The sequence below is a fragment of the Enterococcus viikkiensis genome (assembly GCF_005405345.1).
GTDB lineage: Bacteria > Bacillota > Bacilli > Lactobacillales > Enterococcaceae > Enterococcus_A > Enterococcus_A viikkiensis.
Map to the genome: position 1 here is coordinate 1 of NZ_BJDW01000023.1, position 15,475 is coordinate 15,475.

Here is a 15,475-nt window from a genome sequence, read left to right on the forward strand (position 1 = left end):
GTAACTTTAATTTTACAGAATGGACTTTCTCTTTTTCTACCCTAAATTTCTATTTACACAAAATATTTTACGCTATCTGAAAAATAGTCGAAATAGACTTTTTATAATCTAGTTATCATCAATCGTTTTCCATTTCTTATTGGAAGTAAGATGATAGAATAAATAAGAGGCGCAATTTCATTTTATTTTTTAGAAAGTAGCTAAATAAAAGGTAAGGAGAGAGTAATCGTGAAAAAAATAATTATTTTTGGTTTGTCCCTTGGGTTCATTGGTGGATTAGCAGGTTGTGGATCGGAGCCAACGGATTCTGCTAATTCCAATACCGCTCAAACAACGAGCAAATTAGCCAAAGCCAAGCTAGCAGCGAGGGCAATGCTCAGTCGTTCAAAGTGAGTGTAGAGGAAGCGATTAAGGCCTATCAGGAGGCATACCCTAACAGTGACGTTACTTCACTGGATTTAGAGAGCTCTTTAGGAAAATATGTCTATAAAATTGAAGGTGTTGATGACGAGAAGGAATACGAAATGACTGTCAACGCAGATACGAAGGACATGTCGAAAGAGCGGGAGGAAACGTTAGATGCGGAAGACAAAAACGGTGCCAAAAGAAAAGAAGACAAATTAGAGTTAAATAAATTGTTAAGTGTCGAAAAGGTCTCTGCTCTTGCGGTAGAGCATGTCGGCAAGGGTGAAGCGACTGAATGGGGTTTGGACAAAGATCTAGGTACGACTTATTGGGAAGTTAAAGTAAAAGATGGGCAAAAAGAGACGGAAGTCAAAGTTGATGCACAATCTGGAAAAATTTTAGAATCAGAGACGGATGACGAATAGTTTTTAAAGAGACAATAGCCGATCATTGAATATACGGATTCACGGATTGTGCTGCTAGAGGATGAAACATATATCAAACGAGTTCTCATTACGATTTGAGAGTAAAAAAGTTGTACAAGACGAAAAAAAGGTAAGCATTTATACAAAATCTTTCGTTAATAATAGTGTAGAGCAAAAAATTATTTTCAAAAGAAGGTGAGCTTATGCCGCGTCATCCTTTTACGGCCTATCAACTATTCCGGACCAAACAAGAAAATATCGAGCCACAGATCATCGACTATTATCGTGAGAGCCACGACGGTGAAACGGTCATTAAATTGGTGCGTCTTTTGCAGATTCGGGATGTTTTAGGGACTGAAACCCTTGATCGACCGTGTCTTTCGTTGGTACGTTCACTCTACATCCATCCAGTAAGTGAGTCCATGAGACGTTACTTCTTTTATTTCCATGCCTATTTCTCAGAGAAAGAGTGGGCGTGTTTATTGCTACTACTATTTCAAGTAATGCCACAGTTTCAGGAGATCCGTGCCATTTACGACCGGTCTGTCTTATTAATGAGAGTGAGTGATCAGTTTACTGTTCCATAGTGTCGTTGTTGGTCAGGATGTGACTAATTTATACTGGAAACCTTCCTAATTATTAAGAAAGCACAGGCAATAGTAGCATAGTAGCCTTCTAACAGTGCAATCAGTAGAACGCTATATTCAAGGACAAAGCCTGATATCAATGGTCAAAATAATTCAGGTGTTATGGAAAACTCTCGACCTGTTTCTACTGTAAAAAATTTAATGAGTTAGTGAGGGAGTATTTTGAAAAAACAGATCGCTTTGTTGCGAGGTATCAATGTTGGCGGAAAAAATAAAATTGCGATGGCTGATTTGAAAAAGGCATTTGAAACGTGGGGCTTTTCAGAAGTAAAAACCTATATCAATAGCGGCAATGTGCTCTTTTCCAGTGATATCGAAGAAAAAACAGCGCTAGTCCAAAGCTGCCAAGCACTACTCAAGGATCAATTCGGCTTGACCATCCCCGTGATGGTTCTTTCCGTGGATGAATTGACGAAAACGGTTGAACATGCGCCAATTTGGTGGAATCAAGCCACGGAAAGGATCTACTATGCGATTTTTGTGATTCCACCAATGACTGTTGCGGAAGTGTACCAAGCAGTAGGGGAAATCGATCCTGTATATGAACAAATGGCTGATTATGGTGATGTTATTTTTTGGTCGGCAGCTCAGCAGACTTTTTCAAAATCCCGCTGGGCAAAAATCGCCAGTTCAGCCGTGAATAAGCAGGTAACGATCCGTAATGGTAAGACGGTCAATAAGTTATTGTTATTGGGTAGAGGATAGATTGCCTAATATGGGCAGCTTTATTGTTTTAGTTAGCAACAGAGTAGCGCATTGAAAAATAATCAAAAAGAATAATCCTCTCTACATTGGTGAAAAATAACCAAACAGCCGATTGAAATTTTTCAATCGGCTGTTTTTGGCTTACCATTCAATAAAATCATGAGGGACGCAAATCTTTTCTTGTTTATTATGGAAAAAAGCTTCAAAGGCTAATTCCCCGACCGTAGTCAAATGATGGTCGATAGTGGGAAAGCCAGCTAATTTACTGATCAGCAAATTTTCCCGACCAATCACTAAGGGCGGATTGGTTTCATACTCAGTCAAAATAACGGCGGCCACTTCATCGCCATTGGTTAAAATGCCATCAACAGAACGCTGTTTAAAAAATGCGGCGGCTTTTTCCCCGTCGTGGGCATGGACACAGCAGTCCCAAAAAATATTCGCCTCATCAAAGTTTGGGAAGACTTCCTTGGCAATCCGCATCGTTACTTGTGAGTTATGGCTGATATTTTTACTACGTCCTAAGGTGATTCCTAAATGTTCAACACCCTTCGCTTTTAAATAGTGAAAGGCTTCCCTTAAGGAGTTTTCTAAGTTGTAATAGACGCAACTCACAGGTGCCTCCGGAATGTTTTCACAAAAAACGATTGGACCGTACTGTTGGTAGTCCTGAAAAATATCGATGGGATTGGCTTTTGTGGTGACAATCAGTCCATCATAAGTCTTGGTAGCAAATTCATCTAAGTAGTTTTTTTCCAGTGTTTGATCATAATTCGTCGGCAGTAGGCTCACTCGATAACGGTGGTCAAAAGCCGCCTGCATAATTCCGCTAAGCATTTGATCATAATAAGCATGGTTAATAAAGGGCAAGATAACTCCGACATTCTTAGTCTTTCCGTAGCTTAAATTTTGCGCGGAACGATTCGGAACATAATTCAGCTCGGCCATGACAGCCAGTACCTTTTCACGTTTTTCTTCGGTTACATACGGATGGTTATTAAGGACGCGGGAGATCGTTGATACGGAGTAGCCGGTAATTCTTGCGATATCACGGATGTTCGCCATGGGACACCTCTTTAATCAAGGATTTATTCTGTGTTTAAGCCGCTAAGTTCTCTTTAAGATATTCGGTCACGGCTGGGCCGGATTCATAAAAGGTGTAGCGTCGATTTTTATAGAAGAAACTAATGATCGGGCTACCTAAAAATTTATCAAAGACTAAGCTAGTGATGTCCGCTAACTGCAATGTCTCAGTGAGGGGACGCTTCAGACCTTGGCTTCGAATGAGAGTTAACTGGTGGTCAGAAAAGTTTAGAGAAACATGAAAATATTCTTGTGTTTCGGTATTTTGAATCTTCATATACGTATTCATAAAACTTCCTCCTTTTTCTTTACAAAAGCAGTATAGTTTATGAAACTCGTTTCAGAGCAAGCTCTTTGTTTACTTAAAATAGAGAAAGTTGCTCCCGCTTGTCTTCAAAGGTATGAAGGTAACGAAAGATGTCTTCTGTTTGGTAAAGAATGCCGTGTTTTCGACAGGTATTCTTAAATATTTCCATTAAGACCTCGTTGTTAGGGCTAGTGCACACATAGTTTTCCCCGAAGGCAAGGCGATATTTTTGCTTCATACCAGGAAAGTATTTGTCCAGTTGCTGATAAAAATAGTCACGATTGCCAGCTCGTAAGGTCACCCCAAAGCCAAAGCATAAAATCCCTTTGACTCCCGCTTGGATACAGTATTCGAGAATTCCTTGCAAGTTTTCCTGACTGTCATTAATAAAAGGCAAGATCGGAGAGAGCCAGACAATAGATGGAATCTCGGCCTCTTTAAAACGTATCAATGCTTCAACACGTTCTTTTGTAGTAGAAACATACGGTTCCAATAATTTACATAAGTCTTCATCATAAGTGGTCAAAGTCATTTGCACAACCGCTTTAGTTTTTTGATTGATCGCTGTCAGTAGATCCAGATCGCGCAAAATACGGGTGGATTTGGTTTGAATCGCTACCCCGAACTCATACTTTTCAATCAATGCAAGAGCGCCGCGGGTAATTTGCAGGCGAGGTTTTAATTGAATATAAGGATCGGTCATAGCGCCGGTGCCAATCATGCACGGTTTCCGCCGCCGCTGCAATTCCTGTTCAAAAATTGCTAAGGCATTGACCTTGATTTCGATGTCCTCAAAAGGATGATCCATTTGATAGCAATCACTACGACTATCACAATAAATACAGCCGTGAGTACAGCCGCGAAAAAGATTTAAACCATTATTAGGGGATAAGATCGTTTTATATGCTTTGTAATGCATTGGGCGCCTCCTAAACGTATGTTCGTGTTTATTGTCTCATAAAATCAAGGCGATAACAATCAAACATCTCAGTAACTAATGAAGATGATTTTATGGTTGAGAAACAGTAAGTTCTCACGACTTTTTATTTGTCAAAAATCAATCTATTTTCTGTATGAAGACGAATAGTTTCCGAAAAACAATATTTAAAAGTGTTTCATTCTTGATATATAAAAGAATAGATGCTATATTATCAATTGTAAATGATACAGATTTTTAGGAGATGTAATACAGTGGAAAATAAAGGCTCAGAAATCATTGTTAGAAGTTTAGAAAATCATAACGTTCCATTTATTTTTGGAATTCCTGGCGCCAAGATTGACGGCGTTTTCGATACATTAGAAGATCATGGCCCACAATTAATTTTAGCCCGTCATGAACAAAATGCGGCCTTCATGGCACAAGCGATTGGCCGTTTGACTGGCGAACCCGGTGTGGTTATCGCAACTAGCGGACCGGGGGCAAGTAATTTAGCAACCGGGTTAGTGACTGCTACAGCGGAAGGCGATCCTGTTTTGGCTTTGGCTGGACAAGTTAAACGGTCCGATTTATCTAAGCTGACACATCAAAGCATGGATAACGCGGCTTTATTTGCCCCAATTACAAAATATAGTTCTGAGATTCAAGATCCTGAAACGTTATCAGAAAGCATTGCGAATGCGTACCGTATCGCGAAGACTGCAAAAAAAGGCGCAAGTTTCCTTTCAATCCCACAAGATGTGACCGATGGCGAAGTGAAAGGAGCGGCGATCAATCCTTTATCCGCCCCAATATTAGGTGCTGCGGCAACAGAAGACATTCACGATTTGATTCAACGGATCAAAGAAGCAAAACTGCCTGTGTTATTAGTTGGAATGCGTGCCTCAGGTGAAAAAGAAACGCAAGCTATTCGTAAATTAGTAGAAAAAACCGGTTTGCCGGTGGTTGAAACTTTCCAAGGGGCGGGAATTATTTCACGTGAATTAGAAAATCATTTCTTCGGTCGTGTTGGATTATTCCGTAACCAACCAGGAGATATGTTACTGAAACGTAGTGATCTCGTTCTGGCAGTGGGCTATGATCCAATCGAATATGAAGCACGAAATTGGAATGCGGAGAAGGATGCGCGTATTGTAGTAATAGATGAGGTACCAATGGAAATCGATCAATACATGCAACCAGAGGTAGAATTGATTGGCAGTATTGCCAAAACGATGGAAAACTTAAGCGAAGCGATCGATCATTATGAATTGTCTGAAGATGCAGTCCATTATTTAACTACGCTGCAAGACAAATTAGAAAATGGCAATAAGCACGTTGCTTCCGTTGAGGGTCGGGTGCATCCGTTAGCGGTTATTGATACCTTACAAAAAAAGGTTAGTGATGAAATGACCGTAACAGTCGATGTCGGTAGCCATTATATTTGGATGGCACGTCATTTCCGCAGTTATGAACCACGTCATCTATTGTTCAGTAATGGGATGCAAACTCTTGGTGTGGCGTTGCCTTGGGCGATCTCCGCAGCTTTAGTTCGACCAAATACCCAGATCTTTTCGATCTCTGGGGATGGCGGTTTCTTATTCTCCGCTCAAGAGTTGGAAACAGCCGTTCGATTGAAGCAAAAAATTATTCATTTGATTTGGAACGATGGCAGTTACAATATGGTGGAATTCCAAGAGGAAATGAAATACGATCGGTCTTCTGGTGTTCATTTTGGTCCAGTTGATTTTGTAAAATATGCGGAAGCATTCGGGGCCAAGGGTCTCCGGGCCACGTCTCAGGCAGAATTGGAAGCTGCAATTCAAGAAGGCTTGCATACCGATGGTCCAGTGATTATTGATATTCCGATTGATTACAGCGACAACAAAGAATTAGGAAAAACGATCTTGCCCGATCAATTCTATTAAACAGCCGATTGACTTACTAGGTGAATAGAGTGACGGCAAGTAGGAGGGACTAATTATGACAGTGAAAACAAAAAGTTATATTTACCAACATGCAACACTTGGTGGCTTGATGCAAGATTTAATGGATGGTACGGAAAAAATTGGTGAATTGCTGCATTATGGTGATTTTGGGTTAGGCACATTAGAAGGATCAAACGGTGAAGTGATCATCCTAGATGGTGTCATGTATCATGCAGATGAAACAGGTAGAATCAATCAACTAGCCGGTGATGAGCTTACTCCTTATGCCGCGGTAACGGCTTTTCAAGCAGATGAGAATTTTTCATTAGCTAAGCTTACAGACACGGCAGTGAAGGATCGTATCTTAGAAAAAATCAGCCACAATTTGTTTGCCGCAGTGAAGATCAGCGGCACGTTCAAACATATGCATGTGCGGGTGGCACCCAAGCAAGAGAAGCCTTATCCACGCTTTGTAGAGATTGCAAGACATCAACCAGAATTTTCTGAAGATGAAATTTCCGGGACGATTGTCGGTTTCTTCACACCAAACTTATTCCAAGGGGCTGCAGCAGCGGGTTTCCATCTACACTTTATTAGCGATGATCATCAATTTGGCGGTCACGTCCTTGATTTTGAGTTAACAGAGGGGAAAGTTGAGCTGATGGAAGTAGCTGAGTTCCGCCAACATTTTCCAACAGAAAATGCCGATTATTTAGAAAATGAAATCAAACTTGACGATATTTCGAAAGATATTGAAGAAGCAGAATAAGCAAAGAGCCGTTCACTAAAGGTGAACGGCTCTTTTTTGGTGCAGAAATAAATTGTACTACTATTAGACTCCTAGTAACGGTCCGGGATTTACAAAGCCAGACCATAATGCCGTAGAGACGCCAAAGTGTAGATGGACGCCAGTGGAGTTACCGGTTGTACCCATACCGCCAAGAATTTCACCAGCACTGACGGATTGACCGACGCTGACATTAGCAGAAGATACTAAATGCATATAATAAGAGTAGTAACCATCTGGATGCTTGATAATTACATGATTTCCCGCGGACCAGTGGAAGCTGGATTCCACGACTGTTCCGGCTTTTGAAGCAAGTACCGGCGTTCCTGCAGAGCCAGCAAAGTCGATGCCGTCATGCTGGGAACCAGAGGCACCAGTTGGGTCTACACGGGGACCGAAAGGACTGGTGACAATTAAACCAATTGATAACGGGGATGCCCAGCCGCTGCTGTTAGAGACTGGTTTTGATTCTGGTTCTTTAGGTGTTGTGACACTGGGTGCATCAGGAATGTCAGTTGTTGATGGGTTTGTCGTTACTTGCACAGCAGAGGGATTAGTTACTGTCTCCGTTTGCTGCTGTTGCTGTTTGGCTTCAGCGGCTTGACGCTGCGCTTCTAATTGCGCGATTTCAGCGGCTTGTTTTTGTTTTGCACTCTCGGCTTCAGCCGCTTGTCTTTCAGCTTCTTCAGCCGCTTTTTGAGCAGCTTCAGCGGCTTGTTTCGCTTGTTTTTCAGCTTCTGCTTGTGCTTTTTCCCGGGCTTCAGCCTCTTTTTTACGCTGTTCTTCTAAAGCTTTCAAAGCGGCTTGACGTTTCTTCTCAGCCTCTTCTTTTTGTTTTTCGTATGTCTCTTTTTGCTCTTTTTCAGTGGCAATGCTGGCTTGAAGCGCATTTATTTTAACTTGTTGATCCAAGTTCGTTTGGACGAGTTTTTCTTGCTTGGCTTTTAATTCTTCAGTCTTTTGATTAATCACGACTAGGCGTTGTTCGGCGTCTTTTTCAAGTGCTTCTAGTTCTGCCTTATCTTTGGTTTGTTGTTCCATGATATTTTTACTAGCTGTTAGAATTGTTGAAACAGCCATTGTTTTCTTGACCGCTTCGCCAATCGAATCCGATTCGATAACTGCGTGGACAACGGAAGTCGCTTGGTTTTTAGTTTGTACATCACGTGCCTGACTTCTCAACTGATGTTCACGTTTTTGAATCTTTTCCTGTAAAATTCCAATCTTTTTAGTTAAGTCGCTTAATTTCTTTTCTTCATCTGTTTTTTCCTTCAAGACATCGGTGACTTCTTTTTCAACAGCGGCAACTTGCTGTTCTAAAGCAGCTCTTTGTTCCTCCGCGGATTGTTCTGTTTGCTGCAATGCGGATATTTTTTGATCTTGATCAGCAATTTTTTGATCGTATTCGTCTGCTAACGCGCTAATCGGAGTAGCAGCTAGTGTCAGGGCGCATAACGTCAACGCCGTGTATTGTTTCAACTTAATCATGGGTTCCCTCACTTTTTTCATCTTTCGGATTCAATTATATAAGAATTTATGAATAAAAAGTTCGGAGTAGACGAATTTTCATCTAACCGTATTGATTGTCATGGGAATGAAATATTCGAATAGAGGAAAAAGTCAAAATGTTACTTGACCTGTATCATTTAGTCACTGTGGCTTTTTTTATGGAATCTAAGTTAGATAAGACTCACTCGATTAATGGAGTTCTTCGATCAATTACGGTAAAATAATGCCAGAATGAGCTATTTGTAAAATTATTTTTTAAAAGCAGGGGGACGAACGAATGGGTTGGAGAAATCAAGAAGGAAAAGAAGCGGCTTATCAATTGCTGCTGTTGCAGCAGAAAGCGTTGCTTGAAGGAGAAAGTGATTTGATCGCGAATTTAGCGAACTCTTCCGCTTTATTAAATCAAACTTTACAAGAAACTGTTTTTGCTGGGTATTATTTGTTTAAAGAAGATGAGTTGATCCTAGGACCGTTTCAAGGGAATGTTTCTTGTGTCCATATCGCAATGGGCAAAGGTGTTTGTGGCGAAGCTGCCGAGAAGAATCAAACAGTGATCGTTGAAAATGTTTTGGAACACAAAAATTATATTGCCTGCGACTCTGCGGCTCGCTCGGAAATTGTCGTCCCTATGAAGAAAGGGGATCAATTGATCGGTGTGCTAGATCTTGACAGTTCAGAAGTCGGTATGTACGACCAGATCGATCAATTTTATTTAGAACAATATGTAGCATTATTAATGGAAAGCATCAACTTAAATTAGAAATAACGCATATAATGCTGTTTATTTAAAGAAATAACACACTTAATATGGCTTTTTAACCCGCGTAATGCTACGATATAAGTGTAGTAAAACTTTTAAGGGGGATTTCGATGAATAAAGAAGCAGTTATTATCGGAGAGAGCTATGAGTGTCGTAAAACGGACTTTGCTCGACCAATTATTGGAGAGGTTCTACGGAAAGAAGACGACGGCTGTGTTGTAAATGTCGAGCGTTTCTATGGGTTAGATGTAGATAAAATTGATCAAGTTGAAGGCCAAGTATTAATTAAATACAGTGAAGTTACAGGCATCGTTACAAATAATCGATTTTTTAGCTAAAAAAGCAAGCAAAGAGCGTGTCGGAATTACTTTTGACACACACTCTATTCACAAAAAAGAGGTATGACTGAAACAGTCGTACCTCTTTTTTACCTATTTTGTAATAAAATATACTAATTGTTCAGCAAACGTGTTGGTTGATAGAGCATTGATTTTTAGCATTTTAGCAAAGTCGTGGGTCATTAAATGATTTTCTAGCGCCTGTTCGATCGCCTGCAGAATCAACTGACTAGCTTCAAACCAGCCGAGATGATCCAACAGCATCGTCGCCGACAGTAACAACGAGCAAGGATTCGCCCAGCCGTTACCGGCAATATCTGGTGCAGTTCCGTGGGTGGCCTCAAAAATCGCATGGCCGGTTTTATAATTAATATTAGCTCCAGGAGCGATCCCAATCCCGCCAACTTGGGCGGCTAAAGCATCGGAAATATAGTCCCCATTTAAATTTGTCGTCGCCACGACTTGATATTTTTCAGGATACAAAAGAATTTGTTGCAAGAAATTATCTGCGATGACATCGTCAACAATGATTTTCCCCACAGCTTGCGCTTCCGCCAAAGCCGCTTCCGCTTTTTCCATGCCGACTTTGGCGGAAAGTTGTTTAAACTGATTCATTGTGAAGGCTTGGGAATAATTTTTTTCAATATAGTCATAGCCCCAATTCTTAAAACCGCCTTCAGTAAATTTCATGATATTGCCCTTATGAACCAGCGTTACGCGAGTCTTGCCTTGTTCAAGGGCATAATCTAACGCCGCGGCAATCAGCCGTTGACTGCCTGTTTGAGAGATGGGCTTGATCCCTAAGGCAGTTGTTTCGGGGGAACGAACGTTTGTAACAGATAATTTCTCCGTTAAGAAAGCTAACAGCGCGTGGACTTCGGAAGAATCCTTTGCAAACTCGATGCCGGCATAAACGTCTTCGGTATTTTCTCGAAAAATGGTCATATCGGTTTTTTCTGGTTCCTTTAATGGAGAAGGGACACCTTTGAAATAGCGGACCGGTCGAACACAGGCGTAGAGATCTAATTCTTGGCGTAAAGTCACGTTAAGAGAACGAAACCCTTCACCGATTGGCGTGGTCAACGGCCCTTTGATGGCAATTTTATGTTTTCTGATCACTTCTAAAGTAACGTCAGGAAGCCAGGTGCCCGTTTGATTATAAGCTTTTTCACCAGCTAAAATTTCCAGCCAATTGATTTTTCGTGTTCCTTGATAGGCAGAATATACGGCTGCATCGACGACTTTTTTGGTTGCCTGCCAAATTTCAGGACCAATACCATCGCCTTCGATATAGGGGATGACAGGATTCGTTGTATTTGTCATTACGCTTGCTCCTTCTGCATTTTTTTATGGATGACTAATGGTAGGATACCTTGATTTTTCCAATAGGTGATGTCCGCAGCAGAATCGAATCGTAATTTCACTTGGAAATGGATGTCTGTCTCACCAAGAGCAATTACGTCAATCAACTGATTGATAGCTGGTTCCTCTGGAAAGACAAAGCTGTACCGTTCTTGTCCAGTTAAGCTTAGAGAATCCGCCGTTTGTCCGGGTAGATACTCAAAGGGAATCACACCCATCATCACAAGATTACTGCGATGAATCCGTTCGTAGCTTTCCGCTAAGACTGCTTTGACACCTAAAAGATTGGTTCCTTTAGCGGCCCAATCACGGGAAGATCCCATACCGTAATCTTTCCCAGCTAAAATAATCGTACCGATTTTTTCTTGTTGGTAACGCATCGCCGCATCATAGATCGACAGTTCTTCACCAGTGGTAGCAAGTGTTGTATAGCCGCCAGTTGTTTCGGGAGTTAATTGATTTTGAATGCGTATATTGCCAAAGGTTCCCCGCATCATGACTTCATGATTGCCTCGTCTTGAACCAAAGGAATTAAACTCTTTGTAAGCCAAGCCATGCGCCTTTAAATAATTACCAGCCGGTGATTGCAAATTGATATTACCAGCTGGCGAGATATGATCGGTAGTAACCGAGTCACCAAATTTCACCAAGACTTGCAGATTTTTCAAACTTTCCGTAGCATCAATTGCTGCACCTAAGTTTTCAAAGAAAGGTGGGTTAGCGATGTAGGTAGAGGTGTCATCCCAATCGTAGCACTCACCTTCAGACGTTTCAATTTGATTCCACCGTTCATTCGATTGATAAACATTTTCGTAAGCCTTTTTGAAGTCAGCCGGCTCTAAGAACTCATTGATATAAGTCGCCACTTCATCTTGCGTTGGCCACAGGTCCTTCAAGTAAATCTCTTTTTCATTGACGACAGCGATTGCTTCTTTCGTTAAATCTTTTTTGATTGAGCCTGCTAAAGCATAGGCGATCACTAACGGCGGCGAAGCTAAATAGTTCGCCTTAATCAAGGGGTGAATCCGCCCTTCGAAATTCCGGTTACCAGATAGGACGGCAGAAACGACTAAATCACTTTCTTTTAAGATCGTTTCGATTTCTTCGGCCAAAGGTCCAGAATTTCCGATACAAGTAGTACAGCCATAGCCGACAATATCAAAACCTAGTTCAGCTAACGGTTCGAGTAAATGGCCCTTTTCTAAGTATTGGGTTACGATCTTTGAACCGGGGGCCAGAGAAGTTTTGATGGTTTTCGGGACCTGCAGACCTAAAGCAACGGCCTTTTGAGCTAGTAAGCCAGCAGCCACCATGACGGAAGGGTTACTAGTATTCGTACAGCTAGTGATAGCGGCTAAGGCTAAATCACCCGTTTCAAGCATTTCATCAGTCCCAGCGATCTTTTCTCGGCGGGTAAGCTCCTTTTCGTTTAAGCCAAAGCCTTTCGGTCCGTTGGGATTGGTTAAGGAGTCAGTAAAATTATTCGCCACTTCGGCTAATAGCATTCGATCCTGAGGCCGTTTTGGTCCAGCAATTGAAGATTGAACTGTCGATAAGTCTAAATGAATGACGCGAGTATACTCAGGTGTTTCCGTTCCATCATAGAACAAGCTGTTTTGTTTTGCATAGGCCGTAACTAATTGGACTTGTCCCTCTGTTCGGCCGGTTAAGCGCAAATAAGCCAGCGTCTCTTCATCGATCGGGCAAAATCCGCAAGTCGCGCCGTACTCAGGCGCCATATTGGCGATTGTTGCACGGTCAGAGAGACTTAGTGTTTTATAGCCGTTGCCAAAGTATTCAACGAATTTACCGACAACTTTTTCATTGCGTAAGCGTTCGGTTAAATAAAGGGCTAAATCGGTGGCTGTCGCACCAGGACTTAAGGAACCAGTCAATTCCACGCCGATGACCTCTGGAGTTGGAAAATAAGAAGCTTCTCCTAAGATCGCCGCTTCCGCTTCGATTCCACCAACGCCCCAGCCAAGTACGCCCAGGCCGTTGATCATGGTGGTATGAGAGTCGGTTCCTTCTAATGAATCGGGGAATAAAAGCTTCTTTTCATTTTTCAAGATCACATCGGATAAATATTCTAAATTAACTTGATGGATGATGCCTGTTTCCGGTGGAACGACTTCAAAATTATCAAAAGCCTGCTGGGCCCATTTTAAAAATTGATAGCGCTCGTGGTTCCGCTCAAATTCTTTTTCAGTGTTATAAGCCAGGCTTTCTTTGGTTCCCGCACAATCGACTTGGACTGAGTGATCCACAACTAAAGTCACGGGAATCTCGGGATTGATGATCCGCGGATCGCCATCAAGTTTGACCACCGCATCTCGCATTGCTGCCAAATCCACTACCGCAGGCACACCGGTAAAGTCTTGCAGTACCACCCGTGAGGGGCGAAAAGGGACGACTCCAGTGGGCTTTTTTGCGTTAAAATTGACCAGATTTTCTAAATCAGCAATTTCTTCATGGCGTGCTAAGCTTTCTATTAAAATCCGAATGCTGTAGGGATACGCCGTAATGTCCTTTTGGTAAGTTGCTACAATTGAAGGAAGATCAAAATAGGTATAATGTTCGTCATTGACGATTAACTTTTTTTTCCAATCCACGATGGAATCCCTCCTAAGTGTGTTATCGTTTGAAGATAGTTAGCAATATTATACGTATAAAAAAAAAGAATGTAAATCAAATTATTAAAACTATTTCATTTTATGATAATGGTGATATAATGTTTTTAAAATCGAATACAAATCTGGATAGAGTTAGGAGGACATAGAAATGTTAGATTTGAACCAACTGGCTAAGGTCTGCCGTCGTGAAGATTACTTGGATGCGTCCTTATATAAAAAGCATAATGTCAAAAAAGGGTTACGAGATCTTGATGGGAAGGGTGTTTTGGCTGGGCTAACCAATATTTCCACGATTCATCCGCAAATCATGGATGGAGACAAGGTAGTCTCAAAGTGTGGAGAATTACGTTACCGCGGAATCGATATTAACGAGTTAGTGAACGGATTTGTTTCAGAAAAGCGTTTAGGCTTTGAAGAAGTCAGTTACTTGTTATTATTTGGCACTCTGCCAACCCAAGCTGAACTGGCAGAATTCAAGAGTTTAATCGGTAAAAGACGAACACTACCAACTAATTTCACACGTGATGTTATCATGAAGGCGCCCTCACATAATATAATGAACATGATGTCCCGCAGCGTCTTAACATTGGGGTGTTATGATGGTAAGACAGATGACATCAGCATTGAGAATGTATTGGATCAGAGCTTGTCGTTGATTGCTACATTTCCGATGCTTGCCGTTTATTCTTACCATGCCTACAATCATGGGAAGGGTGAAAGTATGTATATCCACCGTCCTGCAGAAAATCTAAGCACCGCTGAGGCAATATTGACTATGCTGCGGCCAGACAAACAGTATACGTTCCAAGAAGCACAGACTTTGGATATGGCATTGGTTTTACATATGGAACACGGTGGTGGAAACAATTCAACCTTTACCACGCGCGTAGTAACCTCTAGCGGGACGGATACGTATTCAACCATTGCTGCTGCATTAGGGTCGTTAAAGGGACCAAAACATGGCGGAGCGAATATCAAAGTCACCCGCATGATGGAAGATTTGAAGGCGAGTGTCAATGATTGTGAAGATGAAAACGAGATACGTACTTATTTAGAAAAAATTTTGAATAAAGAGGCTTTTGATAAACAAGGACTGATTTACGGCATGGGGCACGCGGTCTACGCAGAGTCTGATCTGCGAGCGGAAATCTTTAAACGCTATGTTGAGAAGCTGGCTGAAGAGAAAGGCTCCGCGGCTTCGGCTGAATTTGATCTCTATCGCAAGGTCGAACGCTTAGCACCTGAAATCATTTCTGAAAAACGCAAGGTTTATAAAGGCGTTAGCGCCAATATCGATTTTTTTAGCGGATTTGTTTATCATATGCTCGATTTGCCTCAAGAATTGTATACACCGATGTTTGCAATTGCTCGAATCATCGGCTGGTCGGCTCACCGAATCGAAGAACTGATCAATGTACAAAAAATTATTCGACCGGCTTATATGGAAGTTTCTGAGGCCCAGAGCTATCAGTCAATTATGAAACGGAACTAATAAAGAAGGAGCTGTGACTGTATTTTGTCACAACTCCTTCTTTATTGTTCTTCTGTTAATTTTAAATCTATACAGGCTTTCTAAATGCCCTCATCTGAGACAGAAGCCAGCCGGGGGTGTTAGCTTGAAATTATTCCTGAAAGTTTGTAGACTTTAATTATCAAAAGAGTAGAAGAAG

At 41.5% G+C, this 15,475-nt stretch carries 15 protein-coding genes; 9 read left to right on the plus strand and 6 right to left on the minus strand.

Annotated elements, in window-relative coordinates; all coding sequences use genetic code 11:
• Nucleotides 1–228: 228 nt before the first annotated feature.
• The 4 genes from FFM67_RS12460 to FFM67_RS10190 all read left to right on the plus strand — a co-directional run bounded on the left by FFM67_RS12460 (nucleotide 229) and on the right by FFM67_RS10190 (nucleotide 2,182).
• Nucleotides 229–393, plus strand: a complete 165-nt coding sequence (locus FFM67_RS12460; RefSeq protein ID WP_246042976.1) for a hypothetical protein — start codon at nucleotides 229–231, stop codon at nucleotides 391–393.
• On the plus strand, nucleotides 390–830 hold the full coding sequence (locus tag FFM67_RS10180; RefSeq protein WP_246042977.1) for a PepSY domain-containing protein: 441 nt from the start codon (nucleotides 390–392) through the stop codon (nucleotides 828–830). Before FFM67_RS12460 ends, FFM67_RS10180 begins: the two co-directional genes overlap by 4 nt.
• 203 nt (nucleotides 831–1,033) lie before the next feature.
• The gene (locus FFM67_RS10185) at nucleotides 1,034–1,417 is read left to right on the plus strand and encodes a hypothetical protein (protein WP_137614454.1); all 384 of its coding nucleotides are present in this window, start codon (nucleotides 1,034–1,036) and stop codon (nucleotides 1,415–1,417) included.
• A 222-nt stretch (nucleotides 1,418–1,639) separates the two neighbouring features.
• Nucleotides 1,640–2,182 carry a DUF1697 domain-containing protein gene (locus FFM67_RS10190; RefSeq protein WP_137614455.1) on the plus strand — a complete coding sequence of 181 codons (543 nt, stop codon included), beginning with the start codon at nucleotides 1,640–1,642 and terminating at the stop codon, nucleotides 2,180–2,182.
• 141 nt (nucleotides 2,183–2,323) lie between these two features.
• Here the strand turns inward: FFM67_RS10190 and FFM67_RS10195 are convergent, their stop codons facing one another.
• The 3 genes from FFM67_RS10195 to FFM67_RS10205 form a co-directional block, all read right to left on the minus strand.
• Complete coding sequence (locus tag FFM67_RS10195; RefSeq protein WP_137614456.1) at nucleotides 2,324–3,247, minus strand: LacI family DNA-binding transcriptional regulator; 924 nt, start codon at nucleotides 3,245–3,247, stop codon at nucleotides 2,324–2,326.
• Nucleotides 3,248–3,281: 34 nt separating this feature from the next.
• The gene (locus FFM67_RS10200; protein WP_137614457.1) at nucleotides 3,282–3,554 is read right to left on the minus strand and encodes a hypothetical protein; all 273 of its coding nucleotides are present in this window, start codon (nucleotides 3,552–3,554) and stop codon (nucleotides 3,282–3,284) included.
• A gap of 73 nt (nucleotides 3,555–3,627) precedes the next feature.
• On the minus strand, nucleotides 3,628–4,491 hold the full coding sequence (locus FFM67_RS10205) for an SPL family radical SAM protein (protein ID WP_137614458.1): 864 nt from the start codon (nucleotides 4,489–4,491) through the stop codon (nucleotides 3,628–3,630).
• Between the two features lie 272 nt (nucleotides 4,492–4,763).
• Between FFM67_RS10205 and alsS the strand changes: the two genes are divergently transcribed.
• Together alsS and budA are read left to right on the plus strand one after the other, a co-directional pair.
• Nucleotides 4,764–6,416 (plus strand): acetolactate synthase AlsS, encoded by a 1,653-nt coding sequence (alsS, locus tag FFM67_RS10210; protein ID WP_137614459.1) that lies wholly within the window; start codon nucleotides 4,764–4,766, stop codon nucleotides 6,414–6,416.
• A 55-nt stretch (nucleotides 6,417–6,471) separates the two neighbouring features.
• Entirely contained in the window at nucleotides 6,472–7,185 is a 714-nt protein-coding gene (budA, locus tag FFM67_RS10215; RefSeq protein WP_137614460.1) for an acetolactate decarboxylase, read from the plus strand.
• 63 nt (nucleotides 7,186–7,248) lie between these two features.
• On the opposite strand, the gene FFM67_RS10220 is transcribed toward budA, so the two are convergent.
• Nucleotides 7,249–8,691 (minus strand): peptidoglycan DD-metalloendopeptidase family protein, encoded by a 1,443-nt coding sequence (locus FFM67_RS10220; protein WP_137614461.1) that lies wholly within the window; start codon nucleotides 8,689–8,691, stop codon nucleotides 7,249–7,251.
• 298 nt (nucleotides 8,692–8,989) lie between these two features.
• On the opposite strand from FFM67_RS10220, the gene msrC reads away from it, so the two are divergent.
• Both msrC and FFM67_RS10230 read left to right on the plus strand, forming a co-directional pair.
• Complete coding sequence (gene msrC / locus FFM67_RS10225; protein ID WP_137614462.1) at nucleotides 8,990–9,472, plus strand: free L-methionine (R)-S-oxide reductase MsrC; 483 nt, start codon at nucleotides 8,990–8,992, stop codon at nucleotides 9,470–9,472.
• A gap of 110 nt (nucleotides 9,473–9,582) precedes the next feature.
• Entirely contained in the window at nucleotides 9,583–9,810 is a 228-nt protein-coding gene (locus FFM67_RS10230) for a hypothetical protein (protein ID WP_137614463.1), read from the plus strand.
• A gap of 93 nt (nucleotides 9,811–9,903) precedes the next feature.
• On the opposite strand, the gene icd is transcribed toward FFM67_RS10230, so the two are convergent.
• On the minus strand, nucleotides 9,904–11,133 hold the full coding sequence (gene icd / locus FFM67_RS10235; protein ID WP_137614464.1) for an NADP-dependent isocitrate dehydrogenase: 1,230 nt from the start codon (nucleotides 11,131–11,133) through the stop codon (nucleotides 9,904–9,906).
• Nucleotides 11,133–13,784, minus strand: coding sequence for an aconitate hydratase AcnA (acnA, locus tag FFM67_RS10240; RefSeq protein WP_137614465.1), 2,652 nt, complete (start codon nucleotides 13,782–13,784; stop codon nucleotides 11,133–11,135). The genes icd and acnA overlap by 1 nt, the downstream gene beginning before the upstream one ends.
• Nucleotides 13,785–13,953: 169 nt before the next feature.
• Here acnA and FFM67_RS10245 point away from each other — a divergent pair, with 169 nt between their 5' ends.
• Nucleotides 13,954–15,297, plus strand: a complete 1,344-nt coding sequence (locus FFM67_RS10245; RefSeq protein WP_137614466.1) for a citrate/2-methylcitrate synthase — start codon at nucleotides 13,954–13,956, stop codon at nucleotides 15,295–15,297.
• The last annotated feature ends 178 nt before the right edge of the window (nucleotides 15,298–15,475 follow it).